At 36.9% G+C, this 17,733-nt stretch carries 15 protein-coding genes; 3 read left to right on the top strand and 12 right to left on the bottom strand.

Annotated elements, in window-relative coordinates; translation table 11 throughout:
- Positions 1 to 383: 383 nt before the first annotated feature.
- The gene (locus tag AC056_RS04985) at positions 384 to 1,682 is read left to right on the top strand and encodes a dicarboxylate/amino acid:cation symporter (protein ID WP_019458359.1); all 1,299 of its coding nucleotides are present in this window, start codon (positions 384 to 386) and stop codon (positions 1,680 to 1,682) included.
- Between the two features lie 241 nt (positions 1,683 to 1,923).
- Here AC056_RS04985 and AC056_RS04980 read toward each other — a convergent pair whose 3' ends face one another.
- The 11 genes from AC056_RS04980 to AC056_RS04930 all read right to left on the bottom strand — a co-directional run bounded on the left by AC056_RS04980 (position 1,924) and on the right by AC056_RS04930 (position 12,434).
- A complete protein-coding gene (locus AC056_RS04980; protein ID WP_000758190.1) occupies positions 1,924 to 2,127 on the bottom strand; it encodes a hypothetical protein in 204 nt (67 codons plus the stop codon).
- A 359-nt stretch (positions 2,128 to 2,486) separates the two neighbouring features.
- A complete protein-coding gene (gloB, locus tag AC056_RS04975; protein WP_077162903.1) occupies positions 2,487 to 3,218 on the bottom strand; it encodes a hydroxyacylglutathione hydrolase in 732 nt (243 codons plus the stop codon).
- A gap of 146 nt (positions 3,219 to 3,364) precedes the next feature.
- Entirely contained in the window at positions 3,365 to 4,060 is a 696-nt protein-coding gene (locus tag AC056_RS04970) for a methionine ABC transporter permease (protein WP_004700797.1), read from the bottom strand.
- Positions 4,057 to 5,082 (bottom strand): methionine ABC transporter ATP-binding protein, encoded by a 1,026-nt coding sequence (locus AC056_RS04965; protein WP_004708029.1) that lies wholly within the window; start codon positions 5,080 to 5,082, stop codon positions 4,057 to 4,059. The genes AC056_RS04970 and AC056_RS04965 overlap by 4 nt, the downstream gene beginning before the upstream one ends.
- 75 nt (positions 5,083 to 5,157) lie before the next feature.
- A complete protein-coding gene (locus tag AC056_RS04960; RefSeq protein WP_077162902.1) occupies positions 5,158 to 6,030 on the bottom strand; it encodes a MetQ/NlpA family ABC transporter substrate-binding protein in 873 nt (290 codons plus the stop codon).
- A gap of 474 nt (positions 6,031 to 6,504) precedes the next feature.
- Positions 6,505 to 7,791: a phosphoribosylamine--glycine ligase gene (purD, locus tag AC056_RS04955; RefSeq protein ID WP_077162901.1), complete on the bottom strand. Its 1,287-nt coding sequence runs from the start codon at positions 7,789 to 7,791 to the stop codon at positions 6,505 to 6,507.
- A gap of 125 nt (positions 7,792 to 7,916) precedes the next feature.
- Entirely contained in the window at positions 7,917 to 9,491 is a 1,575-nt protein-coding gene (gene purH / locus AC056_RS04950; protein ID WP_004700806.1) for a bifunctional phosphoribosylaminoimidazolecarboxamide formyltransferase/IMP cyclohydrolase, read from the bottom strand.
- Positions 9,492 to 9,579: 88 nt separating this feature from the next.
- Positions 9,580 to 9,849 carry a DNA-binding transcriptional regulator Fis gene (gene fis / locus AC056_RS04945; protein WP_001086304.1) on the bottom strand — a complete coding sequence of 90 codons (270 nt, stop codon included), beginning with the start codon at positions 9,847 to 9,849 and terminating at the stop codon, positions 9,580 to 9,582.
- A 375-nt stretch (positions 9,850 to 10,224) separates the two neighbouring features.
- On the bottom strand, positions 10,225 to 11,067 hold the full coding sequence (locus AC056_RS04940; RefSeq protein WP_077162900.1) for a zinc-ribbon and DUF3426 domain-containing protein: 843 nt from the start codon (positions 11,065 to 11,067) through the stop codon (positions 10,225 to 10,227).
- A 13-nt stretch (positions 11,068 to 11,080) separates the two neighbouring features.
- On the bottom strand, positions 11,081 to 11,986 hold the full coding sequence (gene prmA, locus AC056_RS04935; protein ID WP_039251517.1) for a 50S ribosomal protein L11 methyltransferase: 906 nt from the start codon (positions 11,984 to 11,986) through the stop codon (positions 11,081 to 11,083).
- Between the two features lie 154 nt (positions 11,987 to 12,140).
- Complete coding sequence (locus AC056_RS04930) at positions 12,141 to 12,434, bottom strand: hypothetical protein (RefSeq protein WP_039251515.1); 294 nt, start codon at positions 12,432 to 12,434, stop codon at positions 12,141 to 12,143.
- 232 nt (positions 12,435 to 12,666) lie between these two features.
- Between AC056_RS04930 and mnmG the strand changes: the two genes are divergently transcribed.
- A complete protein-coding gene (gene mnmG, locus AC056_RS04925; RefSeq protein WP_019458350.1) occupies positions 12,667 to 14,547 on the top strand; it encodes a tRNA uridine-5-carboxymethylaminomethyl(34) synthesis enzyme MnmG in 1,881 nt (626 codons plus the stop codon).
- A gap of 376 nt (positions 14,548 to 14,923) precedes the next feature.
- Here mnmG and AC056_RS19675 read toward each other — a convergent pair whose 3' ends face one another.
- A complete protein-coding gene (locus AC056_RS19675; protein ID WP_004700816.1) occupies positions 14,924 to 15,931 on the bottom strand; it encodes a helix-turn-helix transcriptional regulator in 1,008 nt (335 codons plus the stop codon).
- A 225-nt stretch (positions 15,932 to 16,156) separates the two neighbouring features.
- Here AC056_RS19675 and AC056_RS04915 point away from each other — a divergent pair, with 225 nt between their 5' ends.
- On the top strand, positions 16,157 to 17,713 hold the full coding sequence (locus AC056_RS04915) for a circularly permuted type 2 ATP-grasp protein (protein WP_049066017.1): 1,557 nt from the start codon (positions 16,157 to 16,159) through the stop codon (positions 17,711 to 17,713).
- The last annotated feature ends 20 nt before the right edge of the window (positions 17,714 to 17,733 follow it).

Here is a 17,733-nt window from a genome sequence, read left to right as displayed (position 1 = left end):
TTTTCTTATTATTTAAAAATTAAATTCTCATAATTTAGAATAAACATGAAGTTGTTTTAATCATTTATTATTGAAATGTATGTTCGCTTAGTTCCAAAATTAGATTTAAAAGTCTTTAGCTAAATCACTAACAGAATAAATTTAATAATAAACATATTCTTATGAGATTTAACAATAATTTTTATCAAATTTAATTGTTAAATAGTGCAGAAAAACATGAACTTTATATACAATAAATTACATGATTTTTGATTTTAACATTTTTTAAATTTATGACACAGGGTGTTTTTTATTCTTTACAATGGCTTCACTTCCCTTAAAGCAGCTTGTGGTGCCCGCTTTATATTTTATTTTTTTATCCCCATCGAACAGGTATTTAGATAATGGATTTCAATACCCTTGACCAAGAAACGGTACAGAAAAAACAGAAATTTCACCAAATTTTGTATGTACAGGTCATATTTGCAATTATTTTAGGCGTTTTAATTGGTCATTTTTACCCTGAACTTGGACAGAGCTTAAAACCGCTTGGTGATGCATTCATCAAAATCGTTAAAATGATTATTGCTCCCGTAATCTTTTTGACTGTGGTCACTGGTATTGCCAGCATGACGAACATGAGTCGTGTCGGGCGTGTGACTGGTAAAGCAATGCTGTATTTCATTACTTTCTCAAGTCTTGCACTTGTGGTTGGTATGATTGTGGCAAACATCATTCAACCGGGTAAAGGTCTAAACATTGACCCAGCAACCTTAGTCAGCGATAAGGTAAATACTTACGTTGAGAAGGCTCATGCCACCAATATTACTGATTTCTTCATGAATATTATCCCGCAAACACTGGTAAGTCCGCTTGCTGGTGGTGAAATTTTGCAGGTTCTATTTGTGGCAGTACTATTTGGTATTTCTTTAGCTGCTTTAGGCGATCGTGCACGTCCAATCACTGATTTCCTAAATAACTTAACGGCACCAGTTTTCTACTTGGTTGGAATGTTAATGAAACTTGCGCCAATTGGTGCTTTTGGAGCTATGGCATTTACTATTGGTGCTTATGGAATCGAATCAATCGGTAATTTATTACTATTGATTATGACTTTCTATATTACAGCTGTACTGTTCGTACTAATCATTTTAGGTGCAGTGGCACGTTACAATGGCTTTTCAATTATTGCTTTAATTCGCTATATCAAAGACGAGCTTTGGTTAGTCTTAGGTACAAGTTCATCTGAAGCAGCTTTACCGTCTTTAATGGATAAAATGCAAAAAGCAGGCTGTGAAAAATCTGTAGTGGGCCTAGTCATTCCGACAGGTTATTCATTTAACCTTGATGGTACTAACATTTATATGACCATGGCTGCTTTATTTATTGCACAAGCATGTAATGTGGACTTATCCATTAGTGAACAACTTGCATTACTTTTAGTGGCAATGGTGAGTTCAAAAGGTGCAGCAGGGGTAACGGGTGCAGGCTTTATTACACTCGCTGCTACTTTGTCAGTTGTCCCATCTGTACCTGTGGCAGGTATGGCGCTCATTTTAGGTATCGACCGTTTTATGTCTGAGTGTCGCGCATTAACTAACTTAATTGGTAATGCATGCGCAACAATTGTTGTTGCTCGTTGGGACAAAGCTCTGGACAAGGACGTTCTAGATAAAGCATTAGGTAAATCTAAAACGAATTAATTATTTAAAATTTTAATTCGAAATAAAAAACCTGTAGCAATTGGCAATTTGGGAGAGGCGCCATGCTACAGGTTTTATTATATCTAGTCGAAAATTTAATTTAAAAAAACTATCTTGTATGTAAATGCTTAATTATGGGAGGCCAATATAAAATTTTCACAAACTCTCATATAGATCTACTTTGAAAACAGAACTTTTAAGTTGCCAATACTGAAAATAGTATATGCAAAACAGCTCAAGCTTACGCTTTTAAGTGATCCTCAAATTCTTCACCTAATTGCATTGCTAAAGCATTACCTGCCAAATCACACGTGACTAAGCCATACTCTTTTTTAAAACTGAAAGTGAAACCTTTTCCATCGGCCAAGTTTTTAACCGAATATCCTAATTTTTCTAACCAAATACGGAACGCAATTAAATTTTTAGCTTTAACAACCTTTTTCACGTGAGAACTCCTTCTTCTATCCGTGTCTTACACCTTATTTATTAATAGGGATTTACCTAGATTTTTTAAAGGGGGAAAACTTTGTTTTATTTTGCAACTTGTAAAAAAAGTAAAAGAGATAAAGTAATCTTCTTCATTTTATAAATTTATTCAGTTTTTATGTAATCAATTTTTGTACTAATAAAATTTAAGTATTTAATTTTTATAGTTATTTTAAAATAAAAAGATTAGGGTGAAATTTAATCAAAACAAGTTAATTTAAAATCAATAAATGTAAAAAATAATTTCATGAAACATGCTTTATTCAAAAAGATACAGTTCTTAAAATGAAACTGTATCTTTCTATAGAGCCCATAAATTTAGAAATTATCTTTTAAACTACGTAAATGAGCGAACTCATCTACACTTTCAGCACGTAAAAATGGATTAGTTGCCAATTCAAGTTCAATACTACTTGGTAGGGTAATTTTACCTTCCGTGCGAAGCTTACGAACTTGTTCTGCACGTTCTTGTAAGGCATGATTTTCAGGTTCTACGCTTAAAGCAAACTCAGCATTAGAAAGTGTATATTCATGCGTGCAATAGACTTTGGTTGTGGTTGGAAGAGCTGCGAGTCGATTTAATGAGTGATACATTTGCTCTGCCGTACCTTCAAATAGTCGGCCACACCCCATTGCAAACAAAGTATCACCACAAAAGAGGGCATTCAGTTCCTCAATAAAATACACAATATGCCCTAAGGTATGACCTGGTGTTGCAATAATCTCTACTTTTAAATCATTAAATTTTAGATGGTCATCATGTTGAAGGGGATGAGTAATACCGGGAATTTTACCTAATTCATCTCTTGGACCATATACAGTTAGAGTGGAATTAGCCGTTAAATCTGCAACGCCACCGATATGATCTTTATGCCAATGCGTAAGCCAAATTTGCTTTAAGGTTAAATGATGGTCATTGCAAAATTGAGTGACTAACTCAGCTTCTGTTGGATCAACTGCAACGGCTTCATGAGTTTCAGTATCTTCTAAAATCCAGATATAGTTTTGTAGGGCATTTTGCACATCAATAAAATGAATTCTATAACGCATTGTTTTATCCTGAAACCAAATCCAAAGAGTAACCACTAATTTTGATGATAACAGAAAAAGGTGTTAAGCCATGTACTCAACTTTTTAATAACAGGAGACTATAAAAACAAAAAGCCCCCGTTTAGGGAGCTTTCTATATAAATGACTTAGCGTATCTTAGAGAGCCAGTTGCCTAAAGTCTGTACAATCTGTACCAAAAGCAAGAGGATAATCACTGTTAAAATCACAACGCTTGTATCAAAACGTTGATAGCCATAAGAAATGGCTAAGTCACCAATACCACCAGCACCAACTGCACCAGCCATGGCGGTTGCACCAATAAGGCTAATCGTAGCAGTCGTCAAGTTCAAAATAAGAGAACTACGAGCTTCAGGTAAAATAAAGCGTGAAATAATCTGCCAAGGTGTTGCACCCATTGCTTGAGCAGATTCGATAATTCCTTCATTTACTTCAAGTAGGGAAGTTTCAATAAGTCGGCCCATATATGGTCCAACATAAATCGTTAAAGGAACGATTGCCGCCCATGTACCAATTGAAGTGCCTACCAAGAACTTGGTGAGTGGAATAACTGCAATAAGTAAAATAATAAATGGCAGAGAACGCAATGCATTTACAATTGGGTTAAGCAAATGATAAATGAATCTGTTTGGTAAGATCCCTTCTGGGCGAGTTACAAGCAGAATAATGCCTTGGATGAAGCCCCAAATACCACCAAATATAAGCGCAAAGAACACCATATTAAAGGTTTCTTGTAATGCAGTTACAAACTGGTCCATAGAAAGGGAACTTTGCCAGAAAGGCTGAGTAAGTTCAGTTAACCATTGTACGATTAAATCTCTCATACTTGATCTCCTGATTGAACTACGCTCACTTCATTTTTTTCTAAAAACTCAATCGCTTGACTGATCAACTGCGGGTCACCTAAAAGCTGTACAAACATTTGACCAATCACTGTGCCATTAATTTCAGTCATATTGGCAAATAAGATATTTAAACTAATATCATATTGTTTAATAAGTGACTGAATTACAGGTTCTTGAGCCGAACGCCCTAAGAATTGTAGGCAATAGATGCTGTGGTGATGTTGATTTTCTAATTGATTTAGAATGTTAACTGGTAACTGCTGATGTAAGACAGTTTGTATAAAGTTTTTAGTTGTTGGATGCTGAGGATTACTAAAAATATCAATAGTTGAGCCTTGCTCAATCACTTTACCAGCTTCCATAACTGCAACATGGTCACAAATAGATTCAATGACATCCATTTCATGAGTAACCATAACAATTGTGATTTTCTGTTCTTGATTGATTTTCTTTAAAAGCTCTAGAACTGATTGAGTGGTTTGCGGATCTAGTGCAGATGTGGCTTCATCACATAATAAAATTTTAGGATGATTTGCTAATGCACGAGCAATACCAACACGTTGCTTTTGACCGCCAGACAGTTCATCTGGATAGGCATCTTTTTTATGCTTAAGATCAATAAACTCTAATAATTCATTTAAACGCTTTTCACGTTCTGCTTTTTTGTAATTTAGCAGGCGCATTGGCATTTCGATATTTTCAGCAACTGTTTTGGTTTGAAGCAAATTGAAATGCTGAAAAATCATACCAATATTTGCACGCTCCTGACGTAATGAACGTGCATCTAAAGCAGTGAAGTCCTTTTGATTAATAATAATCTGACCTTCATTTGGTCGTTCGAGTAAATTAATCAGGCGAATTAAAGTACTTTTACCTGCACCACTATAGCCAATAATGCCGAAAATACTGCCCTCTGGAATCTCTAAATTGATTTGATCGAGTGCGCGTATGGTTTGGCTTTTGAGCTGATAGTGCTTTGAAATGTTTTTAAATTGAATCATATCGTCAGAAACTATGCTTGAAAGAAAAAACAGGCAAAGATAATTTGCCTGTTTCACGTTTGGGCTATTATATTACTATTTAGCTTCTGAGAGATAGCTGATTGGTTTGTCTACGTCAACTTTTGTTCCACCAAAGTGTTCTTCAATGTATTTTTTAACAGCTGCACTATGGTAAAGCTTACCAACTTTTTGCAAGACAGGATCATTTTTACGTGATTCAGCAGTTGCTAGAACGTTTACACTAATTTTTGAGATTTGATCAATAGGTTCATAGAACATAGAATCTTTGAGTACGTTTAAACCTCCCTCGAGTGCTATGGTATTATTTAATACAACTGCATCAAATTCATTTTTAAGACGTAATGCAGTTTCCATTTTGATTGGTTTGATGTTGATCTTTTTGGGATTTTCGATAACATCAATTGGACTGCCCTGAATAGGATTATAGTCAGCTTTAAGCTTGATTAAGCCAGCAGTTTGTAACAAGAGTAGCGCACGAGATTCGCTGGCAGCATCATCCGGGATTGAAATAATTGCACCTTCAGGAAGTTCTTCAATTTTTTTGTATTTACTTGAATAAATCCCCATTGGCTCAATATAAGTGGTAGAAACCGCTGCAATCTTATCCGGGTTTGAATTATTAAATACAGTAAGATAAGAATAAGCTTGGAATGCGTTCAAATCTACTTCTTTATTTGCAACTGCTGTATTCATTGAAACGGAGTCTGAGAAGTTTTTTACTTCTAACTTGAGTCCAGCAGCTTGGGTTTCAGGTAAAGATGCGATATAACGCCAAATGTCAGCATCCGAACCTGTAGAGGCAATTACTACCGTTTGTACTTTGGTACTATCATTGTTTTGTTCGGCTTGTTGAGCATTTTCTTGTTTGCTACATGCTGTCAATAATACTACTGACATGCTTAAAAAAAGGCTGATCAGCTTTTTCATTTAAAAAAGTCCTGATTAAGATATAGAACAATAACGATTGATCTATATCAATATGAAAAGAGAGGAGTTGGAATTACAACTAGTCTAAACTCTGTGATCTTTTTCTGGGGTTCCATAATTTGCTTGCATATTTTGGCTATAACAGAGGGTAATTGTTTAATAAACAAAAACTGTTTCCCCAAACAGTTCATCCCCAACAGTAGCCAAACGAGCATTCATAAATTTAGAATATTAAAAAACTCTCTACAGGCATAATTTGTAGAGCAAGTCTTTATGGAAATTATTAAAACAGCAGTGTCTGATGACAGTTACAACTATGTACTAATGATAGCAATAAAAATGTAGTTGATATAGAGGGCTTTTTTCTATTTGTTGATATCTTAATAAATCTTCTAAAAATTTATATCATTTTCTTCTATTGGTGCACAAAATAAAAAAAGCTTCCTAAATAGGAAGCTTTTTTTATGCTAACTTTTATTCAGCTTTTTCACGAGCAATCGCGCGGTAACCGATGTCACTACGGTATTGCATACCTGTGAAAGTTACTTGGCCGCATACTTCTAAAGCATTAATTTGTGCTTCAAGAACGCTGTCACCTAAAGCAGTTACGCAAAGCACACGTCCACCAGAAGTCACAATGTGACCATCTTCACGAGTTGCAGTACCAGCGTGGAAGATTTTAGTATCTTCAGGTGATTGGCCGATACCAGAAATCACATCGCCTTTACGTACGCTATCTGGGTATCCTTCTGCTGCAAGTACAACACCGATTGACTTACGCTCATCCCACTCAGCTTCTTTTGGTAAATTACCTGCAATACCTGCTTCAACCAAATCAACAAGAGATGACTTTAAGCGCATCATGATTGGTTGAGTTTCAGGGTCACCAAAACGGCAGTTAAATTCAATTACGCGTGGTTGACCTTGTTCATCAATCATTAAACCCGCATATAAGAATCCAGTGTAAACATGTCCGTCAGCAGCCATACCATCAATAGTTGGACGCATGATTTCAGTCATTACACGTTCAAAAACATCTGGAGTTACAACTGGAGCAGGAGAGTAAGCGCCCATACCACCAGTGTTTGGACCTTGATCACCTTCAAAAATACGTTTGTGATCTTGTGAAGTTGCCATTGGTAAAATATTTTTACCATCAATCATACAAATGAAAGAAGCTTCTTCACCAGCAAGGAACTGTTCAATTACAACGCGTGAACCAGCATCACCAAATTTGTTACCTGCAAGCATGTCATCAATCGCTGCAAAAGCTTCTTCGTTGGTCATTGCAACGATTACACCCTTACCAGCAGCAAGGCCGTCAGCTTTAATAACGATTGGTGCACCATTTTTTTCAACGTAAGCTTTCGCTGCATCAACTTCAGTAAATACATCGTAAAAAGCAGTTGGAATGTTATGGCGTTTTAAAAAATGCTTAGCAAATGCTTTTGAGCCTTCAAGTTGTGCTGCATATTGAGTTGGACCCCAAATTTTTACACCAGCTTCACGTGCAGCATCTACTACACCATTTACTAATGGTGCTTCTGGACCAACAACAACGAGTTCAACATTATTTTCTTTAGCAAAAGCAATAATTGCTGGGTTGTCTAAAATATCAAGTTGAACGTTAACGCATTTTTCTTCTGTTGCAGTACCAGCATTACCAGGTGCAACAAAAACTTGAGTAACTTTGGTATCTTGCGCGATTTTCCATGCTAAAGCATGTTCACGGCCACCACTACCTAAAACTAAAATATTCATTTTTAATTTGTTCCTTAACTTTAATCCTTTTTCATCCCCCTCTATTTCTCAAAGTGGAGAGATAGTTCCATTATTGTGGAAAACCCTCCTGAATAAAAGGAGGGTTAGGGAGGACTAAATTTAAATTAGTGGCGGAAATGGCGCATACCAGTGAAAACCATTGCAATTCCAGCTTCATCAGCTGCTGCAATAACTTCTTCATCACGCATAGAACCACCTGGTTGAATAATGCACTTGATGCCAGCTTTAGCTGCATTATCGATACCGTCACGGAACGGGAAGAATGCATCAGAAGCCATAACAGCACCTTCAACAACCAAACCAGCATGTTCTGCTTTAATTGCAGCAATACGAGCTGAGTTAACACGGCTCATTTGACCCGCGCCTACACCAATAGTTTGACGGTTTTTTGCATAAACAATAGCATTTGATTTCACATATTTCGCAACTTTCCATGCGAAAATAAGGTCATCAATTTCTTGTTCAGTTGGAGCGATTTTAGTAACAACTTTAAGATCATCTTTAGTGATCATGCCCAAGTCTTGGTCTTGAACAAGTAAGCCGCCGTTAACGCGTTTATAGTCAAGTTGTGGAGCACGTGCATCAATTGCAGGTAATTCACCACATACTAAAACACGAACATTTTTCTTCGCACCAGTCACTTCAAGTACGCCATCAGCAATACTTGGAGCAATAATAACTTCAACGAATTGACGGTCAACAATTGCTTGAGCAGTTGCAACATCTAACTCGCGGTTAAATGCAATAATGCCACCAAAAGCAGATTCTGGATCTGTTGCATAAGCTAAATCATAAGCAGCTTTAATGCCGTCTAAAGAAACCGCAACACCACAAGGGTTAGCATGTTTTACAATTACACAAGCTGGTTTAGCAAATGATTTAACACATTCAAGTGCAGCATCTGTGTCAGCAATGTTGTTATAAGACAATTCTTTGCCTTGTAATTGTTTTGCTGTAGAAACAGATGCTTCTTTTGCGGTTGCTTCAACATAGAAAGCAGCAGATTGGTGTGGGTTTTCACCGTAACGTAAATCTTGTGCTTTATTTAATTGAGTGTTGAATGTACGAGGGAATAAATCAGCTTCACCTTCGGTCTTACCAACGCGAGCGCCTAAGTAAGAAGCGATCATGCCGTCATATTGAGCAGTATGTTCAAATGCTTTAACAGCTAAATCGAAGCGTGTTTCATAAGAAAGTGAACCAGCAGCTTTTAATTCGTTAATCACTGTATCGTAATCTGAAGCATTTACAACAATACCCACAGAAGCGTGGTTTTTAGCAGCAGCACGAACCATTGTTGGACCGCCGATGTCGATATTTTCGATAGCATCAGCAAGTGAACAGTTTGGTTTAGCAACTGTAGCTGCAAATGGATAAAGGTTGACTACAACTAGATCGATTGGATCAATGTTGTGTTCTTGCATAACTGCTTCGTCTAGACCACGACGAGCTAAAATGCCGCCATGAATTTTTGGATGTAGTGTTTTTACACGGCCATCCATCATTTCTGGGAAACCAGTATGTTCAGATACTTCAACAACAGCAATGTTATTATCTTTAAGCAACTTATATGTGCCGCCTGTAGATAATAGTTCTACCCCTAAAGCTGCAAGGTTTTGAGCAAATTCGACAATTCCTGTTTTGTCTGATACAGAAATCAAAGCACGTTTAATAGTCATGATGTTCAAGTCAACAATTTCAAGTCTACGGATTAAAACCAATTAGAAGCATAAAAAAATGCCCACGACGTCGTGAGCATTTTATCATTTATTCACTCATTAAACCGTGAGCTTTTAACTTTTTGCGTAAAGTGCCGCGGTTTAGTCCAAGAATTTCTGCGGCACGTGTCTGGTTGCCACGAGTATATTCAAGAACTACAGATAAAAGAGGTTTCTCCATTTCTGCTAGCACCATGTCATATACCTGAGATGGTTGCTCACCTTGCAATTGTGCAAAATAATGACGAACTGCGCGATCCACGTGGATGCGAAGAGCAACATCAGATTGTGCAGTAAAAATAGGAGATTTGCTATTCATGCGAGTTAATCCGAAAATCAAATACTAGCTTGGGTAAAGTAGTATATAAATGTGGTCTAAAATACGGAGTCCTGTTTTAGATCCTAAAACAGTGACTCTAAAACATAAGAACAATTAGCTTGCCATAAATCTTCGTATTGAGTAAAAAATAAGCGTAACAATAGTTAAATATTTGTTACAGCCCCCTCAAAAACAAAAAAAGTTAGGCTATGCGCTTAATTTAGAAAAGCACACATGCTTAACAGTATATTTTTTGAATTGAGAGCGAGGAGTATATGAGTCAAAGCTTTCGTGGCGCGTATCATACCATTGTCTAGGAAAAAGTGAGCAAATTAACTGCATTTTTTTTATTTTTTTTTTCACTTTTTTTACAATTTAGGGGTGGACAATTTCTAATCGATAATTTAGTAAGCTCTTTTTGCTTTTATTTAAGACAAATTGGAATCTAAAAGGTGTATTGGTTGGAATACGTTGAATTCCACGTAAATTTTCTACCAAGTACTGATTAGGTGTAAAAATGATTTGTTCTTGATCAGTTTGTGAACCAAAACTGAGTTTTAGGCTTGGTAGCTCAATACTTTTATTATTTTGATTGACCAAAACACCTGAAACTTGAGTGTGTTCTGAATCAATTCTACGTAGTTTCACTTTCTCTATATTAAGAAGTTCGTATTGTTCAGCTGACTTACTGCAATGCAAAATTTTGCATACATAATTAAATGCATGACTAATAGCAGGACTCTGTTGCATGAGTTTTGGGTTAAACCAGAGAATCTGAAAAGTGAAAACCAAAATCAGAATCAGATTTGCCGAACTCCAAAGCGTATAATATAACCAACTATGTTTTTTACCATGATCTTGTTCGGGGGAGGTTGCTTGCTCTGCTAAGTTGAGATTCGGTAGTGCATTGATTGGTTCATTATGAAAATAATTTAAATTATTTAAATATGTCAGAAGATCAATATTAGAGTTTTCAACTTTTTGATCAAAGATATCTAATACATGAGAGTGAGTCATATATCGTGTTTGAATAGAACCATTGGCTAAAACAGATGAGTTTGTTGGTTCTGGCAGTTCAACACTAACCAAGTTGGTAAGAGCATTAAAATTTAAATTACATTTAGGGCAACAAACCATACCCTGAGCAACAGTTAACTGGGTAAGAGAAACTTTATAAACTGTTAAACACTTAGGGCAGCGGGTTTGTTTTTCATTCATGAGTTAAATAGTCTCAGTTTATTGTTTTGCGTTTTCCTGAAATGCGACACCAATTTTCTTCGCGCTTTTCGATATCTAATATATCAAAAAATTCAGAATAAACACCTGAAACATCAGCAACTTGCTCTTCAATTACACCAGCAAGTGCGAACTCACCATCAGATTTAACTAATTTTGCAAACTCTGGCGCAAGTGCCATTAATGGTCCCGCTAAAATATTTGCAACTAAAACATCTGCTTGTTGAGGTTTGAATTCTTGATCAAACTCTTCAGGGAGGCCAACATATAAACCATCTAGAACGCCATTGAGCTCAGCATTTTGTTTTGTTGCTAAAACAGCTTGTGGGTCAATATCTGTCGCATAGACTTTTTTAGCACCTAATAATAAAGCTGCAACACCTAAAATGCCTGAACCACAACCATAATCAATTACGATTTTATCTTTAACATCAGTTTTGCCTAACCATTGTAAGCATAAGAATGTACTTGCATGGTTACCTGTGCCGAAAGCTAGACCTGGATCAAGTTTAATATTGGTCGCGTCTGCTTCTGGTGGCTCTAACCATTCAGGTACGATCCAGAATTTTTCCCCAATTTGAATAGGTTCATAATAATCCATCCATGCGCGTTCCCAAACTTGGTCTTCAAGTTCTTCATGACGCATTGGCACATCTGGAAGTTGAGCTTTTAAGAAAGCTTCTAATGTATCGACATCAATTGGGTCTTGTTCGTCTTGTTGATAGATACCTGTAACAATGACTTTATTCCATAAAGGTGTTTCGCCTGGTAATGGTTCAAGTAGAGCCTGATCTTCGGCATCATCCAGAGTTACGCTTACCGCACCTAGAGACATTAATAGTGTTTCTGTGAATTCAACTTGTTCTTGATCAACGGTAATGTGTATTTGTAACCACTTCACGAAAAGGACCTAAAATTTTATTTAAAGGTCTATTGTAGCCGACTGGAGTATTTTAAAAAAGAAAACGGCCCATCTTTAATGGACCGCTTTTTGAAAATCATACTGTGTTATAGAAAAACTAAAACGTTATTCTACATATTAAATTTAAATTACATTAAGGAGCAGGGGCTTTAAACTGTAATTTGCCGTTTTCATTTGGTTGGCAAGTACCGTTAAAAGTTGCGCCATTATGGCTATAAGATACCCATTCACCCTGACGTTTTTTAGCACAAGCTCTCAGTTCTTTTTGCATCACTGATTTGCTTGAGTCGGCAGCATGATGAGTTGCTTTGCTGGATTTAGCCGTATGAGTCGACTTTGCAGTATGATTGGTCGCAGCGTGGGTCAACGTTACGCCTGAAAAACAAAGGAGAGATGCAGTTAAGATTTTTAACATGGTACTTTTCATTTTGTGTTCCTTCTAGTTACGTTAGTTTTAAAGTCATATAAGTGCTGTACAATTTTTATTCTAAAATGAAATATTTCAAAAAACATTCACTTTGTATTGAATTCATGCAACAAAATGTCAAAACATGTGGTGTAGCGTAAATCATGTGATGACAATTTTGTAATTATGTACATCAATAACCAGATAATTTTGCTATAATGTTCCGTCTTTTTTTTCTGGTGTTTTTGTACTCATGCACTATCCTAAAGTTTATGATGTTATCGTTATCGGTGGCGGTCACGCAGGTACGGAAGCGGCACTTGCTGCGGCGCGTATGGGACGACAGACTTTGCTTTTGACCCATAACATTGAGACTTTGGGTCAGATGAGCTGTAACCCAGCAATTGGTGGTATTGGTAAATCACATTTAGTACGTGAAATTGATGCGCTTGGCGGTGCGATGGCTTTGGCTGCCGATAAAGGTGGTATTCAATTCCGTATTTTAAACTCACGTAAAGGTGCGGCAGTACGTGCAACGCGTGCTCAGGCTGACCGTGTTCGCTATAAAGCTGCAATTCGTGAAACTTTAGAAAACCAAGCAAATCTTGATATTTTCCAACAAGCGGCTGATGACCTGATTGTTGAAGGCGATACCGTTAAGGGTGTTGTTACCCAAATGGGTATTCGTTTTGACACAAAAACTGTTGTGTTAACTACAGGTACATTCTTAGGCGGTGTTATTCACGTTGGTTTAGAAAAATCAAGCGGTGGTCGTGCAGGAGATCCTCCTTCTATTGCACTTGCTCAACGTTTACGTGAATTAAAACTACCAGTAGGTCGTTTAAAAACTGGGACACCACCACGTATTGATGCGCGCTCAGTTGATTTCTCTGTTATGACACCACAACCGGGTGACTTTCCGTCTCCAGTGATGTCATTCATGGGTGATGCTTCGATGCATCCTGAACAAGTGAACTGCTATATTACGCATACTAACGAAAAAACACATGACATTATTCGTGGTGGTTTAGATCGTTCACCAATGTATACCGGTGTCATTGAAGGTGTAGGTCCACGTTACTGTCCTTCAATTGAAGACAAGATTCATCGTTTCTCTGATAAAGACTCACATCAGGTATTTTTAGAGCCAGAAGGTCTCGATACTCATGAGCTTTATCCAAATGGTATTTCGACTTCATTACCATTTGATGTTCAGTTTGAACTTGTTCGATCAATTCGTGGTATGGAAAATGCCCATATTTTGCGTCCGGGTTATGCAATCGAATATGATTATTTCAATCCGCAAGCTTTGAAATTCACCCTTGAAACCAAAGCAATTAACGGCTTGTATTTTGCAGGGCAAATTAATGGTACTACCGGTTATGAAGAAGCGGGTGCTCAAGGTTTACTTGCTGGTTTAAATGCTGCACGCCGTGCTTGGGAACAAGAAGAGTGGACACCTAAACGTGACCAAGCTTATATGGGCGTATTGGTTGATGACTTGATTACTTTGGGTACAAAAGAACCATACCGTATGTTCACTTCCCGTGCGGAATATCGTTTGATGTTACGTGAAGATAATGCCGATCAACGTTTAACAACAATTGGTCGTGAACTTGGTTTGGTTGATGATGTTCGTTGGGCTGCTTATTGTGAAAAAATGGAAGCAGTTGAGCGCGAAACATCGCGTTTACAACATTTGTGGGCGGCGCCTAACAATCCAATGGGTAAGAAATTTGTCGAAATGACTGGTGCTGACCTGAGCAAAGAATGTAGTGCGATTGATTTACTCAAACGTCCTAATATTAGTTTTGCTCAAATTGCAGAGCTTACAGGTTCGGAAGTTTCTGAACAAGTTGGTGATCAAATTGAAATTGCTGTTAAATACGAAGGTTATATTAACCGTCAGCATGAAGATGTAGCTCAATTAAAGCGTCTTGAAGAAACCAAAATTCCAGCCGATTTCGATTATGATGTTGTTTCTGGTCTATCGCGTGAAATTACTCAGAAATTGAAAACTGTTCTTCCAGAAACGTTAGCTCAAGCGAGTCGTATTCCTGGTGTTACCCCAGCTGCTGTTCAGCTTGTAATGATCACGATTCGTAAAAATAACATGATGAGAAAAACAGCTTAATTATTTTAGTATGTAAAAAAGCTCAGTCTATACTGGGCTTTTTTATTTTCTGATCAAAAAATATATGGAAACTTCCTAAGGAAGAAAAAAGATTTCACTTCCTTTTTTTCTTATTTCACAGGTTTCAAAACGAAAGTTATATTGAATTCACGTTCAAACAAGAGGGCTTTAAATATGACAATGAAATCGATTCGTTACAATAGAGATGAAATGGCATGCCAATACTCATGTTCAAAATAGCGCAAAACAAGAGGCAGATCAGTTTTGGCGGGGGGACAGATTGATCTGAAACAACTATAAATATAAGAGCCAATATAAAATTAAGAAAATGATAATTCAAAATCTAAAGAGAACCTTATGGTTCTCTTTTTTATATCTATTTATTCTCAGAGTCAATTTCTCGTACAGCATTGTTTACTTGAATAGGTTCGATACGTAGTAGTTTTTTCCCAAAACTTCGTAACCACCACACGAGTTGAGATGTAAATGGAACGGTTGCTGTAACTTCGACAATGTTTTCTTCAATTGGAGTAATTGTTTGATCTTTACTTAACTGGCTTTCATAAAAAGTTTTAGCGGTTTGCTCAGTCATTGTTAATGTGAGTTGAATAGACTCTGTAGGTTGGTTGTAATCTACTCTAAAACCTAAAGCACCTGAGTCAATATAGTGATCAATATCAAAGTTGACGGGGTGAAGCGCACGACTTTCTAAAACTTTTGCTGATCTGAAACGGTGCAAAGCAAATGTTTGTACTTCAGTTTTGTCATGTCGGGTGCAAATTAAATAAATGACAGCACCTTTTTGGACCAAAGCAAGTGGATTTAAAATATAAGTTTTGTCTTCTCCTTGGTTTACACGAGCTTGATATACACATTCAATTTGTTTGTCTTGTAGCAAGCCTTCGTATATAGCTTGTTGAGCAGCACGATCGACTACAGGTGGAATAAGCGGCTGACTTGCTGGCACAATGCGTACACGATTAATCCATTGCCTTACATTATTCTGTGTAGATAGACTCCGTTTTGCCAAGTCAAACCAAGGCCCCATTTCATCTAGTAGGCTAGGTGGAAGCAAATGTTTGAGATGTTCTTCAACCATCATAAAGGTCACCGCTTGAGAGCTTGTCATATGCGGTAAGCTTTGAATTGGAGCATCTGATTGCCAACGCCAGCCTTGAGGTACGGCTTTATTGCTTTCAATTGGAAAACGCTGAGCAATTTGATTTAAATCACGCTGAATTGTCCTTAAACTGATTTCAATACCTTCACGCTCAAGCATTTCTTGTAATTCTCGAGTTCCGATCCATTTACCGGTAGGGAGGCGAGATAAAATCTGCCATTGGCGATATAAACTATTTGAAGTTTCTTTTTCTATTACAGACATAAGCGTAATAAATCTATATCCAATTGCTTTGGTGTCACCACAATAAAAAAACTTTACACATTTAGCAAGTTTGTCAGATTCAGTTTGTGGCTACCGTTACAATCAATGCTAAAATTTAGAAGAAAGTTATAACAATGAAAGCCAATAAGTATTATAGATATATAAGTGGCACTGAAATTGCTTATTTAAAAATGAAATATAGATAAATGATAAGACGAGGTTGCTATGTCAGAACAAGAGAAAGATCTACAAGCCGATATTGAATATTTTTTACAAGAGCAGGCGACCAACGCAGCATTACTTAACCAGAGTCCATCGTTTATAGAAAATCTTTCTGTACAGACGAATTTATTTGAACAACTAAAATCGCAGTTTTTCAATGAGATGTTAGATGATGTAACGTTTAATGGAGCAGCTTCTAAAAAAATTGAGCAATGGTTGAGTATTCGTACCTTAGATGAACTTAAGCAATTAAATGCTCAGGCCAAACAACATTTTCTCTATCAAGGGATTACTTTTAATGTATACGGTGATAAAGAGGGTGCGGAACGGACGATTCCTTTTGATTTAATTCCAAGAGTTATTGAAAAAAAACAATGGGAAAAAATTGCAGCAGGCTGTGCGCAGCGAGTTAAAGCTTTAAATTACTTTTTAGATGATATTTATCATGGACAACATATTTTGAAGGAGAAATTAATTCCAGAGAACCAGATTGTTTGTCATGAAGCCTTTCAGCCACATATGCTCAAGCATTCACTAAAAGGTAAAATTTATTCTCAAATTAGTGGAATAGATATTATTCGTGATGGCGATGGGGAGTTCTTTGTATTAGAAGATAACCTACGAACACCTTCAGGGGTGTCATATATGATTGAAAGTAGAAATATTAGTCAACAACTTATGCCTGAGCTTTGTGCTGCCAATAATTTACAAGGAATTGAACATTATCCAAGTTTGTTAAAAGAAATACTTCAAGAAAATTCAGAAGTTGATCAACCCTTTATTGTGGTCTTAACTCCTGGGCGTTTTAACAGTGCTTATTATGAGCATGCTTTTTTAGCGCGTGAAATGGATGTGCCACTGGTTACTAACCGAGATTTATTTGTAGAAAATGATCAAGTTTTTGTTAAAACCATTCGCGGGCGCCAAAAAGTTGATGTGATTTATCGACGTTTAGATGACGATTTCTTAGATCCACTTGCATTTCGACCTGATAGTGCTCTTGGGGTGGCGGGGCTTATGTCTGCTTATTTACAGAAAAATGTAGTGATTGCCAACGCACCAGGTACAGGGGTTGCTGACGATAAATCAATTTATCCATATGTTGATCAGATGATTCAATATTATTTGGGAGAAACACCAATTTTAAAGAATGTACCTACTTATCAATGTCGAGAAAAAGAACATTTGGATTATGTACTCACTCATATTGACCAATTAGTAATTAAAGAGGCTCAAGGTTCTGGTGGTTATGGCATGTTAATTGGACCTAAAGCAAGCTCATGTGAAATTGATGAATTTAGAAAAAAACTGATTGCTACACCGCATGAATATATTGCGCAACCAACATTAGCTTTATCTGTTGCACCGACTTTAACAACATCAGGGGTGGCTGAACGTCACATTGACCTACGACCGTTTGTATTGAGTTCTCCATATCGTACTGAAATTGTACCCGGAGGCTTAACACGAGTAGCCATGCAGGCAGGATCTTTAGTCGTAAATTCCTCACAAGGAGGAGGTATTAAAGATACATGGGTTGTTGAGACATTACATTCCTAATCGTTGGTTAAAGAGGAAAT

Source organism: Acinetobacter genomosp. 33YU (assembly GCF_001990725.1).
GTDB lineage: Bacteria > Pseudomonadota > Gammaproteobacteria > Pseudomonadales > Moraxellaceae > Acinetobacter > Acinetobacter seifertii.
This window is presented reverse-complemented; position numbering and strand designations above follow the sequence as displayed.